The sequence below is a fragment of the Luteimonas sp. FCS-9 genome (assembly GCF_001014645.1).
Classification (GTDB): Bacteria; Pseudomonadota; Gammaproteobacteria; order Xanthomonadales; family Xanthomonadaceae; genus Luteimonas.
On sequence record NZ_LASZ01000004.1, the window covers coordinates 39,440 to 61,655 of the forward strand.

At 73.3% G+C, this 22,216-nt stretch carries 23 protein-coding genes, 1 tRNA gene and 1 pseudogene; 16 read left to right on the forward strand and 9 right to left on the reverse strand.

The features are described 5' to 3' along the window. The first annotated feature begins 249 nt into the window (after positions 1–249). Positions 250–3,510 (forward strand): Rne/Rng family ribonuclease, encoded by a 3,261-nt coding sequence (locus tag WQ56_RS04910; protein WP_082132219.1) that lies wholly within the window; start codon positions 250–252, stop codon positions 3,508–3,510. A gap of 344 nt (positions 3,511–3,854) precedes the next feature. On the opposite strand, the gene WQ56_RS04915 is transcribed toward WQ56_RS04910, so the two are convergent. The 3 genes from WQ56_RS04915 to WQ56_RS04925 form a co-directional block, all read right to left on the reverse strand. After that, a complete protein-coding gene (locus tag WQ56_RS04915) occupies positions 3,855–4,502 on the reverse strand; it encodes a response regulator (protein WP_047135985.1) in 648 nt (215 codons plus the stop codon). 83 nt (positions 4,503–4,585) lie between these two features. Next, a complete protein-coding gene (locus WQ56_RS04920; RefSeq protein WP_052772851.1) occupies positions 4,586–5,167 on the reverse strand; it encodes an SCO family protein in 582 nt (193 codons plus the stop codon). A 171-nt stretch (positions 5,168–5,338) separates the two neighbouring features. Further along, positions 5,339–6,484, reverse strand: a complete 1,146-nt coding sequence (locus WQ56_RS04925; protein ID WP_047135987.1) for a pyridoxal phosphate-dependent aminotransferase — start codon at positions 6,482–6,484, stop codon at positions 5,339–5,341. A 67-nt stretch (positions 6,485–6,551) separates the two neighbouring features. Between WQ56_RS04925 and WQ56_RS04930 the strand changes: the two genes are divergently transcribed. The 12 genes from WQ56_RS04930 (at position 6,552) to WQ56_RS04985 (ending at position 15,852) form a co-directional block, all read left to right on the forward strand. Next, positions 6,552–7,055, forward strand: coding sequence for a DUF3293 domain-containing protein (locus tag WQ56_RS04930; RefSeq protein ID WP_047135988.1), 504 nt, complete (start codon positions 6,552–6,554; stop codon positions 7,053–7,055). Positions 7,056–7,133: 78 nt separating this feature from the next. After that, positions 7,134–7,769 (forward strand): heme ABC exporter ATP-binding protein CcmA, encoded by a 636-nt coding sequence (gene ccmA / locus WQ56_RS04935; protein WP_047135989.1) that lies wholly within the window; start codon positions 7,134–7,136, stop codon positions 7,767–7,769. Then, a complete protein-coding gene (gene ccmB / locus WQ56_RS04940; protein ID WP_047135990.1) occupies positions 7,766–8,455 on the forward strand; it encodes a heme exporter protein CcmB in 690 nt (229 codons plus the stop codon). Before ccmA ends, ccmB begins: the two co-directional genes overlap by 4 nt. Positions 8,456–8,560: 105 nt before the next feature. Next, entirely contained in the window at positions 8,561–9,319 is a 759-nt protein-coding gene (locus WQ56_RS04945) for a heme ABC transporter permease (protein ID WP_047135991.1), read from the forward strand. Then, positions 9,316–9,492, forward strand: coding sequence for a heme exporter protein CcmD (gene ccmD, locus WQ56_RS04950; RefSeq protein ID WP_047135992.1), 177 nt, complete (start codon positions 9,316–9,318; stop codon positions 9,490–9,492). Before WQ56_RS04945 ends, ccmD begins: the two co-directional genes overlap by 4 nt. After that, positions 9,489–9,965 carry a cytochrome c maturation protein CcmE gene (ccmE, locus tag WQ56_RS04955; RefSeq protein WP_047135993.1) on the forward strand — a complete coding sequence of 159 codons (477 nt, stop codon included), beginning with the start codon at positions 9,489–9,491 and terminating at the stop codon, positions 9,963–9,965. Before ccmD ends, ccmE begins: the two co-directional genes overlap by 4 nt. Positions 9,966–10,001: 36 nt before the next feature. After that, positions 10,002–11,936: a heme lyase CcmF/NrfE family subunit gene (locus tag WQ56_RS04960; RefSeq protein WP_047135994.1), complete on the forward strand. Its 1,935-nt coding sequence runs from the start codon at positions 10,002–10,004 to the stop codon at positions 11,934–11,936. Beyond that, the gene (locus WQ56_RS04965; RefSeq protein WP_047135995.1) at positions 11,933–12,496 is read left to right on the forward strand and encodes a DsbE family thiol:disulfide interchange protein; all 564 of its coding nucleotides are present in this window, start codon (positions 11,933–11,935) and stop codon (positions 12,494–12,496) included. The genes WQ56_RS04960 and WQ56_RS04965 overlap by 4 nt, the downstream gene beginning before the upstream one ends. Further along, complete coding sequence (locus tag WQ56_RS04970) at positions 12,493–12,936, forward strand: cytochrome c-type biogenesis protein (protein WP_047135996.1); 444 nt, start codon at positions 12,493–12,495, stop codon at positions 12,934–12,936. The genes WQ56_RS04965 and WQ56_RS04970 overlap by 4 nt, the downstream gene beginning before the upstream one ends. Further along, entirely contained in the window at positions 12,936–13,955 is a 1,020-nt protein-coding gene (locus WQ56_RS04975) for a tetratricopeptide repeat protein (RefSeq protein ID WP_047135997.1), read from the forward strand. Before WQ56_RS04970 ends, WQ56_RS04975 begins: the two co-directional genes overlap by 1 nt. A 116-nt stretch (positions 13,956–14,071) precedes the next feature. Then, complete coding sequence (locus WQ56_RS04980; RefSeq protein ID WP_047135998.1) at positions 14,072–15,193, forward strand: homoserine O-acetyltransferase; 1,122 nt, start codon at positions 14,072–14,074, stop codon at positions 15,191–15,193. A 50-nt stretch (positions 15,194–15,243) separates the two neighbouring features. Beyond that, positions 15,244–15,852 (forward strand): cysteine dioxygenase family protein, encoded by a 609-nt coding sequence (locus WQ56_RS04985; protein ID WP_047135999.1) that lies wholly within the window; start codon positions 15,244–15,246, stop codon positions 15,850–15,852. A gap of 78 nt (positions 15,853–15,930) precedes the next feature. Here the strand turns inward: WQ56_RS04985 and WQ56_RS04990 are convergent, their stop codons facing one another. Beyond that, on the reverse strand, positions 15,931–16,443 hold the full coding sequence (locus WQ56_RS04990; protein ID WP_156170353.1) for a hypothetical protein: 513 nt from the start codon (positions 16,441–16,443) through the stop codon (positions 15,931–15,933). Between the two features lie 130 nt (positions 16,444–16,573). On the opposite strand from WQ56_RS04990, the gene WQ56_RS04995 reads away from it, so the two are divergent. The 3 genes from WQ56_RS04995 (at position 16,574) to WQ56_RS05005 (ending at position 18,056) form a co-directional block, all read left to right on the forward strand. Then, positions 16,574–16,659, forward strand: a tRNA-Leu gene (locus WQ56_RS04995). 246 nt (positions 16,660–16,905) lie between these two features. Next, on the forward strand, positions 16,906–17,217 hold the full coding sequence (locus WQ56_RS05000; protein ID WP_047136001.1) for a hypothetical protein: 312 nt from the start codon (positions 16,906–16,908) through the stop codon (positions 17,215–17,217). A gap of 68 nt (positions 17,218–17,285) precedes the next feature. Then, the gene (locus tag WQ56_RS05005; RefSeq protein WP_047136002.1) at positions 17,286–18,056 is read left to right on the forward strand and encodes an NRDE family protein; all 771 of its coding nucleotides are present in this window, start codon (positions 17,286–17,288) and stop codon (positions 18,054–18,056) included. Between the two features lie 16 nt (positions 18,057–18,072). Here the strand turns inward: WQ56_RS05005 and WQ56_RS05010 are convergent, their stop codons facing one another. From WQ56_RS05010 to WQ56_RS05025, 5 genes and pseudogenes are all read right to left on the reverse strand, one after another. Beyond that, positions 18,073–18,507, reverse strand: coding sequence for a hypothetical protein (locus WQ56_RS05010; RefSeq protein ID WP_047136136.1), 435 nt, complete (start codon positions 18,505–18,507; stop codon positions 18,073–18,075). A 50-nt stretch (positions 18,508–18,557) separates the two neighbouring features. After that, a pseudogene (locus WQ56_RS17990) lies at positions 18,558–18,740 on the reverse strand (PspC domain-containing protein); the annotation flags it as partial. 44 nt (positions 18,741–18,784) lie between these two features. After that, positions 18,785–19,852: a class III poly(R)-hydroxyalkanoic acid synthase subunit PhaC gene (locus WQ56_RS05015; protein ID WP_047136003.1), complete on the reverse strand. Its 1,068-nt coding sequence runs from the start codon at positions 19,850–19,852 to the stop codon at positions 18,785–18,787. Between the two features lies 1 nt (position 19,853). Continuing rightward, complete coding sequence (locus tag WQ56_RS05020; RefSeq protein WP_052772852.1) at positions 19,854–21,521, reverse strand: poly(R)-hydroxyalkanoic acid synthase subunit PhaE; 1,668 nt, start codon at positions 21,519–21,521, stop codon at positions 19,854–19,856. A 59-nt stretch (positions 21,522–21,580) separates the two neighbouring features. Further along, entirely contained in the window at positions 21,581–22,201 is a 621-nt protein-coding gene (locus WQ56_RS05025) for a CDP-alcohol phosphatidyltransferase family protein (protein WP_047136004.1), read from the reverse strand. Between the last annotated feature and the right edge of the window lie 15 nt (positions 22,202–22,216).

The following is a 22,216-nucleotide window of genomic DNA, read 5'->3' on the forward strand; positions in this document are numbered from 1 at the left end:
CCCGATGCCTGGCATCGGCGCTGAACACGTCCCGCGCGGCGCCCGCACCGGTCCAACGACCGGCCGCGAGCGGCCCGCGGCCCGCAACACCCAGACAACAACGAGCGCTCCCGCGGCCCGCCGTGGTGTCGTAGCGCTGGAAAATCCGGTTCGTCGCTGCGCTTGCGCGGCGGCTTCAGGCTTCATCCAGGCGAAACGCCCCGACGTTCCGCGCGTGAGAGCGCGTTGAGGAACGCAATCATGAAGCGCATGCTCATCAATGCGACGCAGGCAGAAGAACTGCGCGTCGCGATCGTCGATGGTCAGACCCTGTACGACATCGACATCGAACAGCCGTCCAGGGAACAGAAGAAGTCCAACATCTACAAGGGCCGGATCACCCGGATCGAGCCTTCTCTCGAGGCCGCGTTCGTCGAATACGGCGCCGCCCGCCACGGCTTCCTGCCGCTCAAGGAGGTCTCGCGCGACTACTTCCAGTCCGGCGTCGACCCCAACAAGGGCTCGATCAAGGAGCTGCTGCGCGAGGGCCAGGAGGTCGTCGTCCAGGTCGACAAGGAGGAGCGCGGCAACAAGGGCGCCGCGCTGACCACGTTCATCTCGCTGGCCGGCCGCTACATGGTGCTGATGCCCAACTCGCCGACCGCCGGCCGCGTCTCGCGCCGGATCGAGGGCGAGGACCGCGCCGAGCTGAAGAAGGCGATGGACGCGCTGGACATCCCCGACGACATGGGGGTGATCATCCGCACCGCCGGCGTCGGCCGCGACGCCGAGGAACTGCAGTGGGACCTCGACTACCTGCTGAGCATCTGGCGGGCGATCGCCGAGGCCGCGCTCAGCAAGCCCTCGCCGTTCCTGATCTACCAGGAATCGCGCCTGATCACCCGGGCGCTGCGCGACTACATGCGCGCCGACATCGCCGAAATTCTGGTCGACACGCCGGAGATGTACGCCGAGGCGCGCGACTTCGTCGAGCAGGTGATGCCGCACAACCTGCGCAAGCTCAAGCACTACACCGACGACGTCCCGCTGTTCAACCGCTATCAGATCGAGTCGCAGATCGAGAGCGCCTACGAGCGCACCGTGCGCCTGCCCTCGGGCGGTGCGCTGGTGATCGACCAGACCGAGGCGCTGACCGCGATCGACGTCAACTCGGCGCGCGCCACCAAGGGCGGCGACATCGAGGAGACCGCGTTCAACACCAACCTGGAGGCCGCCGACGAGGTGGCGCGCCAGCTGCGCCTGCGCGACCTGGGCGGCCTGGTGGTGATCGACTTCATCGACATGTCGTCCAACAAGCACCAGCGCGACGTCGAGAACCGCCTGCAGAACGCGCTCAAGTACGACCGCGCGCGCGTGCAGCAGAACCGGATCTCCAAGTTCGGCCTGCTGGAGATGAGCCGCCAGCGCCTGCGTGCGAGCCTGGGCGAGTCCAGCCAGATCGTCTGTCCGCGCTGCGAGGGCCATGGCCGCATGCGCAGCATCGAGTCGCTGTCGCTGTCGATCATCCGCGTTGCCGAGGAGCACGCGATGAAGGACAACACCGGACAGGTGCTGGTGCAGGCCCCGGTGGAGATCGCCAACTACCTGCTCAACGAGAAGCGCAGCGCGCTGGCCGAAATCGAGAAGCGCCACGGTGCGCCGATCATCATCGTCGCCGACGAGCAACTGCACACGCCGCACTACGAGGTCTCGCGCATCCGTGAGAACGAGCTCGGCGAAGAGACCAGCCGCCCGAGCTACCAGCGCGGCACCCCGCGCCGCGTGGCGACGATCGCGCTGAGCAAGGGCAACCTCAACGTGCCGCCGCCGGCCGTGACCAACGTGCGCCCGGCCCAGCCGGCGCCGGTCCGCGAACCCAGGCCGGAGCCCGTCCCCGCGCCGGCGCAGGCCCCCGCGCCGGTCGCAGCACCGCCGCCCCCGCCGGCACCGGCCCCTTCGGGCGGTTTCGTCGGCTGGCTCAAGACGCTGTTCGCCGCGCCGGCACCGGCAGCGCCGCAGCCGGCACGCCCGGACGCCCGTGCGCCGAGGCCCGAAGGCCAGGCGCGCGACGGCCAGCCGCGCGGCGAAGGCCGTGGCAACGGCCGCAATGGCCAGCGCCGCGATCGCCGCGGGTCGCGCCAGGGCGGCCAGGCCGCGCAGCCGGCCGCGGCGGTGACGCCCGCACGCGAGGAACAGGCCGCCGCGCCCCAGCGTGAGCCGCGCCGCGAGCAGGCCGCGCAGGACAAGCGTCCGCAGGAGCGTCGCCAGAAGCAGAAGCAGCCGCGAGCGCCCCGCCCGCCCAAGGGCGAGGCCGATGCCGCTGAAACGGTGACGGCACCCGCCGTCGCGGCGGCGACGACCGCAGCCGCGGTCGCGACGACGCCGGCCCAGGCCGCACCGGCCGCACGGGCCGAGGTCGCTGCGACGGCGCCGGTCGCGCCGGCCACGGTCGAATCGCCGAAGGCCGAGGCCCCGGCGCCTGTCGAGGCCGAGCGCCCCGCCCCCGCATCGGCGGTCGACGCTGCGCAGCCTCCGGTCGCGCCGGCCACGGTCGATGCCGACCAGGCCGACGAGGAGCGGACGGGCGACGAGGCCGCGTCGGGCGACGACGACGAGGCCGGCAACGGCCGCCGCCGTCGCGGTCGCCGCGGCGGTCGCCGCCGTCGTCGCGGCAAGGCCGGCGATGGCAACGCCACCGGCGACGAGCTGCAGCAGGACGACGACGAGGCCGCGGACGACCACGGGATCGTCCCGTCCGACCGCGCGCAGCCCGAGTTCGACTTCGACGACCTGCCCGCCGTCCCGGCACCGACGTCGGCACCTGCGCCCACGCCCGCCGCAGCCACGGTCCCGGCAACGGACGCAGCCGCTGCGGTGGACGCGACCGGTACCGACGCCGAGGCGCCGGCGCGTGCCGACATCGCACGCGAGCCGTCGGCGCCGGTGTCCGCATCGGCACCGACGACCGCACCGGCCCTGCCGGCGACCGGGACCACCGGGGACCGGCAGCCGGCTGCCGATGGGGACGTGACCACGGACGCGGCGAACGCAGCCGTTCCGGCGCAGGCGCAGGGCGCGGACCCGGTCGATCCGTCCGCGACGCTGTCGACGCCGTCGGCGGTCGAGGTCGCGCAGGCCGACGCCGATGCCGCCGCGCCCGCATCGCCGGTCGAGCGCCCGGCGACTGAGGCCGTCGGACGCGACGCCGCTCCGGGCCTGTTCGATGCGCCGACGCCCGCCGACCCGGCGGCCGAAGCAGTCGAGCAGGTCGCGGTGGTCGACGACGCGCGGCAGGATACGGACACGGCCGACACGGCCCGCGCCGATGCTGCCGCCACGCCGCCGTCGCAGGCCGTCCCAGTGCCGGCAGACGTGGACGAGCCCGGCACGCCGGCCGAGTCCGAGTCCGAGTCCGAGTCCGAGGATGCTGCCGCGCCCGCGACCGGGTCCGCGAAACCCGCGTCCCCGGCAGCCGGTACCGGGGCCGAGCCGGACGAGCGCCCGGACCCGCGGCCGACCCGCGAGGCCTGAGCGATGCGAAAAAGCCCCGGCAAGTCCGGGGCTTTTTTTCGCGCAAGCCTGTCCGAAGTCGGCTCGGCCAGGCGTCCGCGCGTGCGCCTGCCGGGTACCGCGCCCAGTCGCGGCCCGATATCCGCTTGGTGGTCGCGGCACCCGACAGGCGCTGGATACGGATGCGACGACGGACCGGAAAGCGGGATACGGGACGGCGGGTGATGCGGCGCGACCTTCGCAATCGATGTGCGCTGCATGCCAGGTGCACGCCGGAGCGCGCCGCGCAGCAGAGGCCCCGCCACGCCATCCGGGCGCAGGCTCGCGATCGCCCGCGCGACGCGCCCGGGGCTGGCTCGCAGGCCCTACACCGCCATGTCGGGCGGCGCGATGCCGTACTGGCTCGCGAGCCGGGCCAGGGCGATCGCGTCCTGGATCTGCAGCTTTTCAAACAGCCGCGACTTGTGCGTGTTGACGGTCTTCGCGCTCAGGCTCAGGCGCCGTGCGATGTCCTCCTGGCGCAGGCCGTGCAGCAACAGCATCGCGACCTCGAGCTCGCGCGAGGACAGCGCGTCGAACGGCGTGCCGTCGCCGTCCACGCCCGACAGCGCGAGATTCTGGGCGATCGCGCTGGCCAGATAGCGCTTGCCGCGGGCCACGTCACGCACCGCGCGCACCAGTTCGCCGGCATCGCCGCCCTTGCCGACGTAGCCCGAGGCGCCCGCCTCGATCAGCCGCCGCGGCATCGGGCCGTCCTCGAGGATCGACACGACGATCACCCGCGTCGCGGACCCACCGCGCACGATGCGCTCGGTGACCTCCAGTCCGCTGACGCCCGGCAGGTGCAGATCGCACAGCACGATGTCGGGCTTGAGGCGGCGGATCTGCGGCAACGCATCCTCCCCGCTCTCGGCCTCGCCGATCACTTCGATGTCCGACTGTCCGTCGAGGATCATGCGCATGCCGGTGCGCACCAACGCATGGTCGTCGACCATGAACACACGAATCTTCATCCCTGCTGCCCCGTCGTATTCCCCAGGACGAGGCTAAGCGTTGCATCGCGGTCGCCGCAAGTCGGAGAACTCCGACCGCCGCGTCAGCCCGGCCCGCGCTCGCGCGTCATCAGCACCTGCAGGTCGTCGACCATCTGCGCGACCGGCTGGTCGTACTGGAACGCCAGCCGCAGTCGCCCGTCCGGACCGATCACGTAGTTCACCATCGTGTGGTCCATCGCGTACGACGACCGCGTGGGCACCTGGCGGTAGGTCACGCGGAATGCCTGCGCCGCGAGGCGCGTCTGCATCTCGTCGCCGCGCAACGCGACGATGCCGTCACCGAATGCGCGCACGTATTCGTCGAGCACCGGGCCGGTGTCGCGCTGCGGATCGACGGTGACGAAGACGATCCGCAGCCGCGCCCCGTCCTCGCCCAGCGCGCGGCGCACCTGGGTCGCCTTGACCAGGCTGGTCGGGCAGACCTCGGGGCAATGGGTGTAGCCGAACGACAGCAGCACGTAGTCGCCGCGGAAGTCGCCCAGGCCGCGCGGCTGGCCGTCGGTGCCCTGCAGCGCCAGGCTGCGCCCGTAGGACACGCCCGACAGGTCGGTGCCATGGAACGGGCCGGTGGGCGCGGCCGTGCAGGCCGACAGCGCCAGGGCGAGACAGAGGACGGACGGCAACGACGATCGCAGGGACACGCTGTTCTTTTCCGGGAAACGGGACACGGCGCCGCGATCGCGCGCGGCGATCCCCGATTCTAGGCGCTCGCCGCTGAAGCCCCGGTTGCGACCGATCGTCGCAGCCCGCCTGCGACGCGGCGCGAGAGACGCCGCGCCGTGGCCTGCGCGGCGCTACAGCGCCTGCAACCGCGCGATCGCCGCGTCCAGCGTCGCCGGATTCTTGGCGAAGCACAGCCGCGCCAGCCGCTGGCCCTGTGGCGGCCGGGCGTAGAACGGCGAGAGCGGGATCGCGGCCACGCCCTTGTCGATCGTCAGCCAGCGGCAGAACGCCGCGTCGTCGAGGTCGCTGACGTCCGAATAGTCGACGAGCTGGAAGTAGCCGCCGGGCACCGGCAGCGGCCGCAGGCGCGTGGTCGCCAGCTGCGCGGCGAACGCGTCGCGCTTGGCCTGGTAGAACGCGCCGAGCTGCTCGTAGTGCTCGGGTTCCTCGCGCAGCATCGCCGCGAACGCGTGCTGGGCCGGCGCGAACGTGCAGAACACGTTGTACTGGTGGACCTTGCGGAACTCCGCGCTCAGCGCCGGCGGCGCGATGCAGTAGCCGAGCTTCCAGCCGGTGCAGTGGTAGGTCTTGCCGAAGCTCGAGACCACGAACGCGCGCTCGCGCAGCGCCGGATAGCGCAACGCCGATTCATGGCGCGCGCCGTCGAAAACGATGTGCTCGTAGACCTCGTCCGACAGCAGGTAGATGCCGGTGTCGGCGACGATGTCGGCGATCGCCTGCATGTCGCCGGCATCGAACATCGCGCCCGACGGGTTGTGCGGGCTGTTGACGATCAGCATGCGCGTGCGCGGCGTGACCGCCTCGCGCACGCGCTGCCAGTCCGGCGCGAAGGTCGCCGGGTCGAGCGGCACGTGGACCGCGACCGCGCCGGCCAGTTCGATCGCCGGCTCGTAGCTGTCGTAGGCCGGATCGAGCACGATCACCTCCTCGCCGGCGCGCACGACCGCGTGGATCGCGTTGAACAGCGCCTCGGTCGCGCCGCTGGTCACGGTGACCTCGGTCTCGGCGTCGGGCGCGTGACCGTAGACGCGCGCGGTCTTGTCGGCGATCGCCTGGCGCAGCGCCGGGATGCCGGTCATCGGCGCATACTGGTTGTGGCCGGCGCGCATCGCCGCGGCGAGCTCGTCCACCAGGCGCTGCGGGACGTCGAAGTCGGGGAAGCCCTGGCCGAGGTTGACCGCGCCGTGCTCGGCGGCCAGCTGCGACATCACGGTGAAGATCGTGGTGCCGACCTTGGGCAGCTTGGTCCGGGTCATCTGGCCTGCGTCCGTCCTGAAAGGGGCCCGAGTGTACGGGCCCGTCCGCCGGGGATAAACCGCGACCGTGCAACGCCGGACCGCCACCGATGCCGTCGATGCGCCGCGCGCGCAGCTCGATCCCGACCTGCTCGAGGCCTGGCTGCAGGCGCGCTACCGCTGGCGCGCGCCCGACCGCCGCTGGCACCCGCTCGCCCCCGGCCGCCGCGCCGCCGCACTCGAGCGCCTGCATCCCGGCGCGGCCGGCTTCGGCGTGGTCACCGCCTGGAATCCCGGCGGGCGCGCCTGCGCGGGCGTCGACAACCGCCGCGCCGGCCGCGCGCTCGACGCCGCGCTCGAGGCGGTCGGCATTCGCCGCCATCCCTCGTGCGCGGACGCTCCCGACGGCGGCTGGCTCGAGCCCGGGCGGCTGCTGGTCGACGTCGATGCCGGCACGCTCGACGCGCTGGCCGACCGGTTCGGCCAGCTGGGCACGCTGTGGTGGCCGCGCGGCGAGCCGGTGCGGCTGCGGCTGGCCGCGTCCGCACCTGCCTGGCGCATGAACGATCCGCGCATCGCCTGGCGGCATTGACCCTGCGCAATGCCGCGACCGGCGGCAATCCCTAGAATGCACGTCCGACGCGGCCCTCCCGCCCGCCGACCGCTCCCCATGTCCGCAGCCGTCCCCCCCCTGCTCGCCACCCGCGGCCTGCGCTTCTCGCGCGACGAGCGCCCGGTGTTCGGCCCGCTCGACTTCGCGGTGCAGGCCGGCGAAGCGCTGCTGGTGCGCGGCGGCAACGGCGTCGGCAAGACGACGCTGCTGCGCGTGCTCGCCGGGCTGCTGGAGGCCGACGGCGGCACGGTCGAGGTCGCCGGCCGCCCGGTCGCGCGCGCGATGCGCGCCGGCACGATGGCCTACCTGGGCCACCTGCCGGGGCTCAAGGCCGACCTGGACGCGATCGAGAACCTCGCGTTCCTGGCGCGCCTGCAGGGCTGCCGGCCCACCCAGACCGCCGAGCGCGCGCTGCGCGTCGTCGGGCTGGCCGCGCAGGCGCACCTGCTGGTGCGACAGATGTCGGCCGGGCAGAAGAAGCGGCTGTCGCTGGCGCGGCTGTGGATGTCGCCGGCGCCGCTGTGGCTGCTCGACGAGCCCTACGCCAACCTCGATCTGCAGGGCATCGAGCTGGTCAACCGCATGGTCCGCGCCCAGCTCGACGACGGCGGCGCGGCGCTGGTGACCACGCACGGCGCCTATGCCGCGCCGCCGGTGCGCACCCGCGAGCTGTGCCTGGAGGCGGCCGCGTGAGCGCGCCGCTGCCCACGCTCGCCGGCAGCGCGCGGGCGCTGGTCGCGCGCGACCTGCGCCTGCTGTGGCGCCGGCGCGGCGATGCGTTCCAGCCGGCGCTGTTCGCGCTGATCGTGATCGTGCTGTTCGCGCTGGCGCTGGGCAGCGACGCGGCGATGCTGGCGCGGGTCGCGCCGGGCGTGCTGTGGGTCGCGGCGCTGCTGTCGGGGCTGCTGGCGCTCGACACGCTGTTCCGCGGCGACGCCGACGACGGTTCGCTCGAGCAGTGGATGCTCGCACCGGTGCCGCTGGCCTGGCTGGTGCTGGTGCGCACGGTCTCGCACTGGGCGACCACGACGCTGCCGCTGCTGCTGGCCACGCCGCTGCTGGCCGAACTGCTGGGCCTGCCGCGGGCGCAGCTGCCGGTGCTGCTCGCCGGGCTGGCGCTGGGCACGCCGCTGCTGAGCCTGCTCGGCGCGGTGGTGGCCGCGCTGACCATCGGCATGCGCCGTTCCGGTATCCTGTTGGCGCTGCTCGCGTTGCCGCTGTACGTGCCGGTCCTGGTGTTCGGGGCCGGCAGCGTGGCGATCTCGGCCCAGGGCCACGATCCCACCGGCGGCCTGCTGCTGCTCGGCGCCGGCCTCGCCGCCGCCGTGGTGCTGGCGCCGGTCGCCGCCGCCGCCGCCATCCGCATCGCGCTGACCTGACCGCATGCAGCGACCGACCGCCACCGCCGCGCCACCGTTCCGCCCGCGGCCGGATGCCGCGCCGCACGATCCCGCCAGCCCGTTCACGCCAGCACGTCCGCCCGCATGAATCCCATCGTCCTCTGGTTCCATCAGCTCGGTTCGCCGCCGACGTTCGACCGCTTCGCACGGCGCTGGGCGCCGTGGGCGTACGGCCTGGCGCTGCTGACGATGGCCGTCGGCCTGTACGGCGCGCTGTTCCAGGTCCCGGCCGACTACCAGCAGGGCGACAGCTTCCGGATCCTCTACATCCACGTGCCGAGCGCGTGGATGAGCCTGGCGGTGTTCGCGCTGATGGCGCTCTACGGCGCGATCGCGCTGATCTGGCGGATCAAGCTGTGCGAGATCCTGGCGATGGCCTGCGCGCCGATCGGGGCCGCCTTCACCGTGGTGACGCTCGCGACCGGCTCGATCTGGGGCAAGCCGATGTGGGGCACCTGGTGGGACTGGGACCCGCGGCTGACCACGCAGCTGATCCTGCTGTTCCTGTACCTGGGCGTAATCGGGCTCTACCAGTCGATCGAGGACCGGCGCACCGCGGCGCGCGCGGCGTCGCTGCTGGCGATCGTCGGCGTCGCGCTGCTGCCGATCATCCGCTACTCGGTGGTGTGGTGGGACTCGCTGCACCAGGGCCAGACGATCCGCGTGTTCGGCGAGTCGAGCATGGACGCGAGCATGGTCGGCCCGCTGCTGTGGATGATCGTGGCGACCAAGTTCTGGTTCGTCGGGTCGCTGCTGGCGCGCGCGCGCGCCGACAATCTCCGCCGCGAGGCGGGCAAGGACTGGGTGCGCCGGATGGCCGGCGCGCCGGGAGAACGCGCATGAGCTACCTGGAATACGTCGTCGCCGCCTACGCGGTGTTCGCGGCCGTGCTGGTGTGGGACTTCGTCGCCCCGCGCGTGCGCATCGCGCAGACGCTGCGCGCGGTGCGCACCCTGGAGGCGCGCCGCCGCGCGGCCGCCGCCGTTCCCGCCCCCGACACGGAGCTGACCCGATGAACCCGACCCGCCGCCGCCGCATGGGCTTTGTCGTCGCGCTGGCCGCCGCCGGTGCGCTGTCGGCCACGCTGATCGCGTTCGCGCTGCAGCGCAACGTCTCCTATCTCTACACGCCGGCCGAGGTGCTGGCCGGGACCGCAGGCCCCGCGGTCGCCTCGGGCGAGGCGCGCTTCCGCCTCGGCGGCATGGTCGCCGACGGCTCGTTCGCCCGCGAGAGCGGTTCGATGGAGGCGCGCTTCCGCGTCACCGACGGCGACGCCGAGCTGCCGGTCAGCTACACCGGCATCCTCCCCGACCTGTTCCGCGAGAACCAGGCGGTGGTCGCGACCGGGCGCATGGCCGACGGCGTGTTCGTCGCCGAGCAGGTGCTCGCGAAGCACGACGAGACCTACGTGCCCAAGGAAGTGGCCGACAAGATGGGCCTGGCCCACGACAAGCACGGCGTCGCCACGCCGGCCGAGGGCGCGCAATGACGGCGGCGGTCCTCGGGCTGCGCCCGGAGCGCACCGATGCTGCCTGAACTCGGCCAGATCACCCTGCTGCTGGCGCTGGTCGCCTCGCTGCTGCAGACGCTGCTGCCGCTGCTGGGCGCACGCCGCGGCATCGCGTCCTGGATGGAGACCGCGCGGCCGGCGGCCTACGCGCAATGGATCCTGCTGCTTGCGGCCTGGGTGCTGCTCACCGTCGCCTTCATGGTCCAGGACTTCTCGGTGCGCTACGTCGCCGAGAACTCCAACGTGCTGCTGCCGATGGTCTACCGCATCACCGCGGTCTGGGGCGGGCACGAGGGCTCGCTGCTGCTGTGGGTGTTCCTGCTGGCGTGCTGGAACGGCGCGGTGGCCTGGGGCTCGCGCGCGTTGCCCGACCTGGTGCTGGCGCGCGTGCTCGGGGTCATGGGCGCGATCTGCTTCGGCTTCCTGGCGTTCCTGATCTTCACCAGCAATCCGTTCGACCGCATCCTGCCGATGCCGCTCGACGGCCGCGATCTCAACCCGCTGCTGCAGGACCCAGGGATGATCGTGCACCCGCCGATGCTCTACATCGGCTACTCGGGCTTCATGGTGCCGTTCGCGTTCGCGATCGCCGCGCTGCTCGACGGCCGCGTCGACGCGCGCTGGCTGCGCTGGACGCGGCCGTGGACCAACGTGGCCTGGGCGTTCCTGACGATCGGCATCGCGCTGGGCTCGTGGTGGGCGTACTACGAACTGGGCTGGGGCGGCTGGTGGTTCTGGGACCCGGTCGAGAACGCGAGCTTCATGCCGTGGCTGGCCGGCGCGGCGCTGATCCATTCGCAGGCGGTGACCGAGAAGCGCGGCAGCTTCCACGGCTGGACGCTGCTGCTGGCGATCGCGGCGTTCTCGCTGTCGCTGCTGGGCGCGTTCCTGGTGCGCTCGGGCGTGCTGACGAGCGTGCACAGCTTCGCCGCCGATCCGGCGCGCGGACTGTTCATCCTGGTGTTCCTGGGCATCGTCGTCGGCGGTTCGCTGCTGCTCTACGCGCTGCGCTCGCCCGACGGCCGGGGCGGCAAGCCGTTCACCGCGACCTCGCGCGAGACGCTGCTGCTGGCCAACAACCTGCTGCTGGTGGCCGCCTGCGCGATGGTGCTGCTGGGCACGCTGTATCCGCTGCTGGCCGACGCGCTGGACCTGGGCAAGATCTCGGTCGGCCCGCCGTACTTCTCGCTGCTGTTCGTGCTGCTGATGGCGCCGCTGGTGCTGCTGCTGCCGTTCGGTCCGCTGACCCGCTGGCAGGACGACGCCCCCGCCCGGCCGCTGCGCATGCTCGCGCCGTGGGCGGTGCTGGCGCTGGTGCTCGGCGCGGTCGGCTTCTACGTCGCCCCGCAGGGCCCGTGGAAGGTGGCGATGGGCATCGCCGGCGCGGTGTGGGTCGCCGCAGGCACGCTGCGCTTCGTCTGGGTGCGGCTGCGCACCGGCTCGAAGCGCTTCACGCCCGAGATGACCGGCATGCTGCTCGGCCATCTGGGCATCGCGGTGTTCCTGGTCGGCGCGCTGCTGGTCGAGGCGCTCAACGTCCAGCGCGAGGTCGCGCTGGCGCCGGGCCAGACGCTGGAGATGGGGCGCGATGCCTTCGTGCTCGACGGCGTCGAGCACCACGAGGGGCCGAACTACGCCTCCGACCGCGGCACCGTGCGCATGCTGCGCGACGACCGCCTGGTCGCCACGCTGCACCCCGAGAAGCGTGCCTACGTCAGCGGCGGCCAGGTGATGACCGAGAGCGCGATCCGCGCCGGCGTGACCCGCGACGTCTACGTCGCGCTCGGCGAGCCGCTCGGCGGCGGCGCCTGGGCGCTGCGCGTGCACGTCAAGCCGTTCGTGCGCTGGATCTGGGCCGGCGCGTTCCTGATGGCGCTGGGCGCGTTCGTCGTCGCCGCCGACCGCCGGTTCCGGCGTCCGCCATCGCCGCGCAAGGAGCCATCCGCATGACGCCGCCCCCCACCCGCCGCTCGCACGGCCGCTGGCTGCCGCTGGCGGTCTTCGGCGCGATCGCCGTGCTGCTCGCCGCCGGCGTCTGGCTCAGCCGCAACCCCAACCGCGACGCCCTGCCCTCGCCGCTGATCGGCAAGCCGGCGCCCGACTTCCGCCTGCCGGTGCTGCACGAGCCGGGCCGGATGGTGACCTCGGCCGAGCTGCGCGGCGAGCCGTACCTGCTCAACGTCTGGGGCAGCTGGTGCCCGGGCTGCCGCGAGGAACACGCGGTGATCAGCGAGTTCGCCAAGACCAAGCGCGTGCGCGTGATCGGCTACAACTGGAAGGACGAACACGGCGATGCGATGCGCTGGCTCGAGCAGTTCGGCAATCCGTACTGGCTGGTGCTGGTGGACTACGAGGGCCACGCGGCGATCGACTGGGGCATCTACGGCGCGCCGGAGACCTTCCTGGTCGACGGCGACGGGACCATCGTCTGGAAGTACGTCGGGCCGATGACCACCGAGGTGCTGCACACGCAGCTGCTGCCGCAGGTCGAACGGCTGGAGGCGCCATGATCCGCGCACTGCTGCTCGCGCTGGCGCTGTGCCTGGCCTGGCCGCAGGCGGCCCGCGCACAGGCGGCCGTCGACCCGGCGCCGCTGACGTTCGAGAACGCCGCCGAGGAGAAGCGCTTCCGCAGCCTGATCCTCGAACTGCGCTGCGTGATGTGCCAGAACCAGTCGCTGGCCGATTCCAACGCCCAGATCGCGCACGACCTGCGCCGCGAGGTGCTCGCGCTGATGCGCCGCGGCCGGAGCGATGCGCAGATCCGCGAGCACCTGGTCGCGCGCTACGGCGAGTTCGTGCTCTACCGCCCGCGCGTGGGGCCGGCGACGTGGCTGCTGTGGTTCGGCCCGCTCGTCGTGCTCGGTGCCGGCGGCGTGGTGATCTGGCGCATCGTGGCCGCGCGTCGTCGCGAGCCGATGCCGCCGTCCGACGAGTCCCAGGAGTGGTGATGGCCGTTTTCGTTGCGATCGCGATCTGCATCACGCTGGCGACCGTCGCCATGCTCGTCCATGCGCTGCGCCCCGGCGCGCCGCGCGTGGCGCTGGCGGTCGCGGTGCTGGTGCCGGTGCTGGTCGGCGGGCTGTACACGATCGTCGGCACCCCGGCCGCGCTCGACCCGCAGTCGCTGCGCGCGCCCGGGTCGCTGGAGGAAGCGGTCACGCGCCTGCAGGCGAGCCTGGAACGCGATCCGCGCCAGCCCGACGGCTGGCTGCTGCTCGGCCGCACCTACGCGGCGATGCAGGAGCCGGCCAAGGCGCGCGACGCGATCGAGCGGGCGGCCCGGCTGGTGCCCGACGACGACGCCTTGCAGGTCGAGTACGCCAAGGCGCGCGCGGAGGCGCATCCGCAGCGTCGCTTCGACGAGACCGCGGTGCGCGTCCTGCACGAGGTGCTGGCGCGCGATCCCGCGCAGCAGCACGCCCGCTGGTTCCTCGGCATCGCCCAGCGCCAGGCCGGCGACGACGCCGGCGCGGTCGCGACCTGGGAACCGTTGCTGGCCCAGCTCGACGGCGAGACCGCGGCGACGCTGCGCGAGCAGATCGACGTCGCGCGCCAGGCCGCCGGCATGCCGGCCTCGACGCCGCCCGCGACCGGCGCGCCGGCAGCACCGGCACGTGCGCTGCGGGTGCGCGTGCGCATCGAGGGCGACGCCGCGGCGCTGGCCGCGCGACTGCCGCCCGAGGCCGGCGTCTTCGTGATGGCGCGCCAGCCCGGCGGTCCGCCGATGCCGGTGGCCGCGCAACGCCACCGCCTGTCCGAGCTGCCGCTCGACATCGTGCTCGACGACGGCGACAGCCCGATGCCGACCCAGCCGCTGTCGGCGCTGGACGAGGTCGAGGTCGTGGCCCGGATCGCCGCGCGCGGCATCGCCGACCGCAGCCCCGACGACCTGGAATCGGCGCCGGTGCGCGTGACCCTGCCCACCGCCGACACGATCGAACTGGTCATCGACGCCGCACGCCGCTAGCGGCGCGCCGGCGCCCGCTCACCCGGCGCCGGCGATGGCTTTTCGCCGGTCGAACCGCGATCATGCAACGCCCGCGCCACCGGCCCGCCATCGCGCCTTCGCGGCGCGTCCTTCCGATGACCGAATTCGTCCCGCCGGGCAGCCGCTTCGTCGCGCTGCCCTCGCCGTTCCCGATGAAGCGCGGTGGCGCGCTGCACGGCGCACGCGTCGCCTACGAGACCTGGGGCGCGCTCGACCCCGCGGCCGGCAATGCGATCCTGATCGTCACCGGGCTCTCGCCCGATGCGCATGCCGCCGCGCAGGACGACGACCCCGCCCCGGGCTGGTGGGAGGCGATGATCGGCCCCGGCCGGCCGATCGACACCGACCGCTGGTTCGTGGTCTGCGTCAACTCGCTCGGCAGTTGCAAGGGCTCGACCGGCCCGGCCTCGCCCGATCCGGCCACCGGCACGCCGTACCGGCTGGCGTTTCCCGAACTGTCGATCGAGGACGTCGCCGACGCCGCCGCACACGTGGTGCGCGCGCTCGGCATCGGGCGGCTGGCCTGCGTGATCGGCAACTCGATGGGCGGCATGACCGCGCTGTCGCTGCTGGCGCGGCACCCTGGCCTGGCGCGCGCGCACGTCAACATCTGCGGCGCCGCGCGCGCGCTGCCGTTCTCGATCGCGATCCGCTCGCTGCAGCGCGAGGCGATCCGGCTCGATCCGATGTGGAACGGCGGCGACTACGACGACGCCGCCTATCCCGAGAGCGGCATGCGCATGGCGCGCAAGCTCGGCGTCATCACCTACCGCTCGGCGCTCGAATGGGACGGCCGCTTCGGCCGCGTGCGTCTGGACTCGGACCGGCGCGACGACGAAGATCCGTTCGGGCTGGAGTTCGAGGTCGAGAGCTACCTCGAGGGGCATGCGCGCCGCTTCGTGCGTCGTTTCGACCCCAACTGCTACCTCTACCTGAGCCGGTCGATGGACTGGTTCGACATCGGCGACCACTGCGGCGGCGACACCGACGCCGGGCTGGCGGCGCTGCGGGTCGAGCGCGCGCTGAGCATCGGCGTGCACACCGACATCCTGTTTCCGCTGCAGCAGCAGCGCCAGATCGCCGACGGCCTGCGCGCCGGCGGCGTCGATGCGCAGTTCCTGCCGCTGGAGTCGCCGCAGGGGCACGATGCGTTCCTCGTCGACATCGCGCGCTTCGGACCGGCGCTGCGCGGCTTCCTCGACGCGCTCCCGGCCTGAGCGCGCCGCCGCCACGCGGCCCGGCCGCCGCGGCGGCTAGACTTGGCCGCATGCCCACCGCCACGCCCCCGCTGCCCGACATCGGCCACCCCGGCCGCGACCGGCTGGTCGCCGCGGTCGACGCGGCGGTCGCGCACCCCGATGCGCAGGCCGTCACCGCCGCGCTGCGCGAGGCGATGCAGGCGCTGATCCGCGACCCCGCAGTCCGCCTGCCGCCGTGCGTGTACGCGCCGGTCGATGGCCACTACGCGCGCCGCGAGCTCTACCGCAGTCCGCGCCACGGCTACAGCATCGTCGCGATGACCTGGGCGCCGGGCCAGGGCACGCCGCTGCACGACCACGACGAACTGTGGTGCGTGGAGGGCGTGTGGCACGGCGCACTGGAGATCGTGCAGTACGAGCGGCTCGAGCAGGCCGGCGCGCGTTATCGCTTCCGGCCCGCGGTCGCGGTGCAGGCGCAGACGGGCAGCGCCGGCAGCCTGATCCCGCCGCACGAGTACCACGTCATCCGCAATGCCGATCCGGCGGTGGTCGCGGTCTCGCTGCACATCTACCAGGCGCCGATCCTGCGCTGCGCGCAGTTCGTCCCACAGGGCGACGAATGGTATCTGCGGCGCGAGGCCGCGATGCAGACCGACGCGGTCGGCCCGCAGGATTAGCCGCGCGCACCCGGCGCCGCTCGATGGCCTCGGACTCGGGCACCGGCACGCCGGAGGTCGGCGACGTCCGCGCCCGGACTAGTCGAGCAGCCGCTCGACCTCCACGCGCAGCGTCCGGCCGCCATCGACGAGCCACGCCCGCCCCTGCACGACGATGCCCTCGCCCTGGTGCGCCCGGTCGACCAGCCGGTCGTCGACCGCGCCGCCGGATGCGGCATCGAAGCGGACCTGCTGCGGCAGCCGGGCGACCGGCTGCGGCACGTCGGCGCGCAGCGCGGCCGGTCGGCCCTCGACGTCGGAGACCATGTAACCGTTGGGGCACGGTGCGCGCACGCAGCGGATGTTGCTCAGGTGCACGCGGAACACGCCCTGCGCCAGCCGGACCTGGCCCGAGGGCTGGGACGGCACCCGGGCGGACGCATCGACGGCCGGGTCGAGCACCCGTTCGCCGACCGGCTCGGCCGCCACCGGTGCGTGCCCGCCGGAGGTCGCGCACGCGGCCAGGAACAGCACCAGGAGGCCGGCCGGGACGCGCACAGGCCGCCGCCAGGCGCCGTGTCCGGCCTCGGAAATGCTGTGCCTGTCGCCCATCGCCGGTTCTCCTGCTGTGCCCGGCCACGCGCCGGCCCGCGCATCGTGCCAGAGCCGATGTTCGGATACCGCGAACGCCAGGCCGGTCCCTGCCGCGGCGCCGGGGCGATCCGCTATACTCCGCCTCCGCGCCGGAGTGGCGGAATGGTAGACGCAGCGGACTCAAAATCCGCCGCCTTTAAAAGCGTGCGGGTTCGAGTCCCGCCTCCGGTACCAGCGACCTGGCCAAGGATGCAGCCCGCCGTGCAGACCGCCGGCGCACGTTCGCACAGGCCCGTCGCGGTCGCCGACCGTATGCCGGCCGGCCCGGCCGACGCTCCTCGCGTGGTCGCTTGCGCGCTCCACCCGAACGCGAGCCCAACGGTGCCGCGAGGTGACGGCCGTGGGCCGCGGGCGTTGACGACGACGCCCCGGGTCATCGACTACCCTGTGCGTCGATCCGTCGCACCTCGAGCCATCGCCATGCCCCGCAGGACCCCCGCCGACCTGTTCGATGCCTGGGAAGCCGAGCTCGCGCTCGTCTTCGAGGCGGACCCGTCCGCGGAGGAGTTCTGGAGCTACTGGCACGAGCGCGAGGAGGTGGTCGAGCGGCTTGCACGCCCGGTCGACAGCGCGTTCGTCGACGCCGGGCTGGCGAGGCTGACCGCGATCGCCGAAGCCCAGGGCTACCGCAGACCATCGGCCGCGCTTCCGGGCGTGCCCGCCCCGGCCCCGGCCGGGCCTGTCATCGCCGAGCCGCCGATCGCGATGCTCGATGACGCGATGCCTGCCTGAGCGGCTCGCGCATCCGCACCTCGGCCGGGCCGCGACGCCGGCTGCGCGCCATCGGCTAGCATCGGCGCATGTGCCTGATCGCCGTCGCCTGGAACACCCGTCCCGACCTGCCGCTGGCGCTGATCGCCAATCGCGACGAGGCGCATGCGCGCCCGACCGCGGCCGCCGACGTCGATCCCGACGCCCCGCAGGTGTTCGGTGGTCGCGACCTGCAGTCGGGCGGCAGCTGGCTGCAGGTCTCGACCCGGCGCCGGCTCGCGGCGGTGACCAACGTCCGGGCCGGGCTCGCGCCGGAGACGGCGCCGCGCTCGCGCGGCTGGCTGGTGCGCGATTTCGTGCGCGGCGACCTGTCGGCCGAGCGCTTCGCGCGCGCGCTCGCCGACGATGCCGCGTGCCATGGCCGTTTCAACCTGCTGCTGTGGGACGGCGACGCGCTGTGGTTCGCCACCAACCACCCCGCGTTCGCGATCGCGCCGGTCGCGCCCGGGCTGCATGCGATGTCCAACGGCGCGTTCGATGCGCCCTGGCCCAAGAGCAATGCGGCCACGCGCACGCTGCGCAACTGGCTGACGACGTCGCCCGACGCGTCGGCGGACCTCGACCCGCTGTTCGCGGGCCTGCGCGACGTCCGGCCCGCGGACGACGCCCGGCTGCCCGACACCGGCGTCGGCCTGGCGCTGGAGCGGCGCCTGTCGCCGCCCTTCATCGAGGATCCGGTCTACGGCACACGCAGCAGCACCGTCGTGCTCGCCGGTGCCCGCGACATCGTGTTCGCCGAACGGCGCTTCGACCCGGGCGGCGCGCCGGCGGGCTCGACCCGCGTGCGGCTGGACGGCTGAGGCCGCAGGCGCGCGCTCAGGGCGCGGGCCACGGCCACCAGCCGCGGCCGGTCAGCGCGTAGCGGTCGGCCGCGCGCTCGAAGCGGTTGCGCACGCCGATGCCGCCGCACAGCAGGTACAGCGGCAGGAACAGCGGCCCGAGCACCATGTACTGGTAGACGTGCGCGCGCTCGTGGTCGTCCAGCCGGATCGGCGCGTCGACGCACAGCCCTGCGCGATGCGCATACGTCGCGCACGTCCGATCCAGCGATGCGCCGGTGTGCAGGATCGTGTTGCCGAACGTGATCGCCCCGCCCGGCCCCCAGGGCCAGCGTTCGAACACCAGCGCGCGGTCGCGCGCGCGCCAATGCGGCCGTGCGCCGAACGGCAATCCGGCCAGCCCGCCGGCCAGGCCGATCGCGGTGTTGGGCAGCGTCCAGACGGCGCCGAGCGCCAGCAGCAGCCCGCGCAGCGGTGCCGGCACGCGTCGCCAGCGCGCCATCGCGCCCAGGGCTCGCCTTCGGGCATCAGCAGCCACAGCACGAGATACACCAGCACGCCCGGGAACGCGGCCGAGAGCACCGACACCACGACGTAGGACGCGCGGACCAGCGTGGGGTTCCAGTCGAAACGGCGTGCGACGCCGCCGAGCACGCCGGCCAGGACGCGGTCGCTGCGGGAACGGCTGAGGCTCGGGGCGGGCATGGACATCGGCGGATTCCGGAACGGGAAGCGGAAGGCGGCGCGGGTCAGTCGCGCTGCGCGAGCCAGTCGTGGATCGCCGCGGGCACCTGCGCCTGCGCGCGGCCGGAGACGTAGATCCCGATGTGTCCGCCGCGGAACGACAGTTCGGCGTAGTCCTCGGTGCCGACCAGGCCGCGCAGCGCGCGCGAGGCGTCCGGCGGCACCAGATGGTCCTGCTCGGCGTAGATGTTGAGCACCGGCATCGTCACCTGCGCCAGGTCCACCGGGCGATCGCCGATCCTCGCGGTCCCGGCGACGAAACCGTTGTCCTGGTAGAACTGGCGCACGAACTGGCGGAAGGCCTCGCCGGCCTGGTCGGGCGAATCGAAGATCCACTTCTCCATGCGCAGGAAATCCTCGACCGCCTTGGGATCGTCGAGGATGTCGACCAGCCCGACGTACTTTTGAACCAGCAGCCGCCATGGCTTCAAGGTCAGGTAGCAGGCGTTCATCGCATCGGCCGGCACGTTGCCCAGCGTGTCGACGAACAGGTCGACGTCCAGTTCGCGCGTCCAGTGCGCGAGCATGTTGCCCTCGGTGTGGAAGTCGACCGGGGTGACCATCGTGATCAGGTTGCGCACGCGCCCCGGGTGCAGCGCCGCGTAGCTGAGCGCGAACGTGCCGCCTTGGCAGATGCCCAGCAGGTTGATCGCCGCCAGGCCCGCTTGCCGGCGCAGGTGGTCGACCGCCCCGCCGAGGAAGCGTTCGATGTAGTCCTCGAGCGTGAGGAAACGGTCGGAGCGGTCGGGATAGCCCCAGTCGAGCAGATAGACGTCCTCGCCGCGCGCGAGCAGCCCGCCGACGATCGAGCGGTCGGCCTGCAGGTCGACCATGTACGGACGGTTGACCAGCGCGTAGGCGATCAGCAGCGGCGTGCGCGCAGTCGGCGCGCGGTCGCCCACGAACCGGTAGAGCACCACCTTGCCGTCGCGCCACACCTCCTGTCGCGGCGTCGCGCCGTAGTCGACGTCGCCGACCTCGCGCAGCGTCGTCAGGCCGGCGGCGAGCTTGCGCTGCACGTGCAGCGCGTCCTCGGCGACGCGTTCGGGCGTGATATGCAGGGGTCCGCTCATGTCAGCGCTTCCGGGTCCGCGACCTGGCGGACGTCAGGGGTTCGGGCGCCTGCGGGATCGGCGACACGAAGCCGAGGTTGGGCAGGCGGGCGGTCCGCGCGGGGGCGGCGGCGCGCTTGCGCGCGGCGGGCGACGCGACCGCGCGCCGCACCGTGCCGGCGCGGTCGTCGCGGCGCGATGTCGCCGCGGCGGTGGCCAGGCCGCGGGGGACCCGCGCCTGCGCGCCTTCGGTGGACGCCCCCGCTCGCTTCGTCGGCGCCCGCTTCGACGCCGACCGCTTCGTCGATGCCGGCGCCGGGGCCCCCCGCTTCGTCGTGGCGCGCCTGTCGGTGCGCCGCGTCGCGGGCGGCGCGGCAGTCGCGCGCTTGGCGACCGGCGTGCGTGCGAGGCGCGTCGCTGCGGCCGTCTTCGCTGCGGGCCGCTTCGACGCCGCCTTTTTCGTCGCGGATGTTCTCGCCCCGGCCTTCTTTTGCGCAGCCTTCTTGAGCACAGCCTTCTTCTGCACGGCCTGCTTCGATGCCGCCTTCTTCGATGCGGTCTTCCTCGTTGCAGCCTTCTGCACGGCAGTCGCAGTCGTGCGCTCGGCTGGCACGGACGCACTGGCGCCCGCGACGACGACGCGCGTCGGGCCGACCGGCCGCCGCGGCGGCTCGGTCGCTGCGGCGGACGGCATATCGTCGCGGTCGTCGCGCGGCGCCCCCTCCAGGCCCTCCACGCGATCGCGCAACCCGCGCAGCGCGCGCCCGAGCTCGACGATCTTGCGGTGCGCGCCGTCGAGTTCGCTGCGCGTGGGCAGGTCGAGCAGCCTGCACGCGTGCTCGATCTCGCGCTGCAGCGCCGGCCGCAGCCGCATCTGCCCGGCGACCATCTCCGCGTATGCGGTGCGGAACGCCGGCGACAGCGCGACCTCGGCATAGGCCTCCTCGGCCGCCTCGATCCACAGGTCGAACAGCGCGCGCGGCGATTCGATCCGCATCCCCGGCGCGTCCAGCGCCGCAAGCCGCCGCTCGAAGACCGCGAACGCGGACTGCGAGGCCTGCAGCAGCAGCCCGTGGTAGGCCTGCTGGGTCTGCGGATATTCGGCGAATGCGCGGGCCAGCGCCTGCCAGCGCGCCTGGTGCTCGCGCGCCGGCCCGAACGTCGGCCACGTCCACGGATCGCGGCTGTCGCCGCGCAGCGCATCGAGGATCGGCTGCAGCGCGCGCAGCCAGCCGTCCCAACCCTCGGTGCCGGCACCGCCGAGACCGCCGAGACCGCCGAGACCGCCGAGCATCTGCGCGAACGGGTTGGCGCCCTCGCCGCCCAGCGCCTCGCGCCACGCGCGCACGACCGCGTCGGGTGAGGCGCTCTGGCCGACGAACCGCTCGGCCACCGCCTGCATCCGCGCCCACCAGTCGCCGGCCTGCCGCGTGAACCGCTGCACGACGTCGTCGGCAGCGGACGGACCCGGCGCCTGCGCCTGCGTCCAGGCATCGGCGACCGCGCGCCACGGCGCAGCCGACCACGCCGACCCGTCCGGCGCGAAGCCGGGCAGACCCGCGGCGAATCCGGACGGCGGCGCGCCGGGCATCGTGCGCTGCAAGGCCGACTGCCAGGCGTCCCAGTACCGGCGTGCGAGCCGCTCGAGTTCCGCGCCCGGCGCCGCCGGGTCCCATCCACCGTTGGCCATCGTCCGCTCCCGCCGCAGTGGCCCGATCATAGCAACAGCCGGGCGACGCTTCGGACCGCTCAGGGCTTGGGAATGCGCAGCGTCTTGCTGATCATCAGCGAGCCCGACAGCGCGAACATCAGCACCAGCGGATGCAGCTGCCACGGGCCCAGGTGCAGCTCGCCGAGCCACAGGGCGTCGCCGATCCGGCCCTGCCAGGCGGCGACCGCGAGCACCACGACCAGCAGCAGGCTGGTCGGGATCGGCGTGCCCTCGAAGAACTTCACCTTGTCGCCGCCGTCGGCCAGCGTCTCGGCGGTGACGTTGTAGCGCGCCAGGCGGCTGACGCCGCAACCGACGAAGAAGCTCAGCACGATCCAGTCCCAGCCACCCTGCATGCCGCAGGCGTAGGCCAGCGCCGCCGGCGCCAGTCCGAACGAGATCACGTCGGCCAGCGAGTCGAGCTCGCGCCCGAGCGTGGAGGCGACCTTGCGCCAGCGCGCGATGCGCCCGTCGAGCGCGTCGAACACGAACGCCAGCGGGATCAGCGCCATGCCGGTCAGCAGGTCGCGTACGCCGCCGTCCTGCAGGAACCGCATCGCCGCGAACACCGCGCCGGTGCCGCAGAAGGCGTTGGCGAGCGTGAACCAGTCGGCGAGGTGGAAATCGCGCAGCATCGAGAAATGGCGGGGGCGGCTCATGCAGGCTCCAGTGGG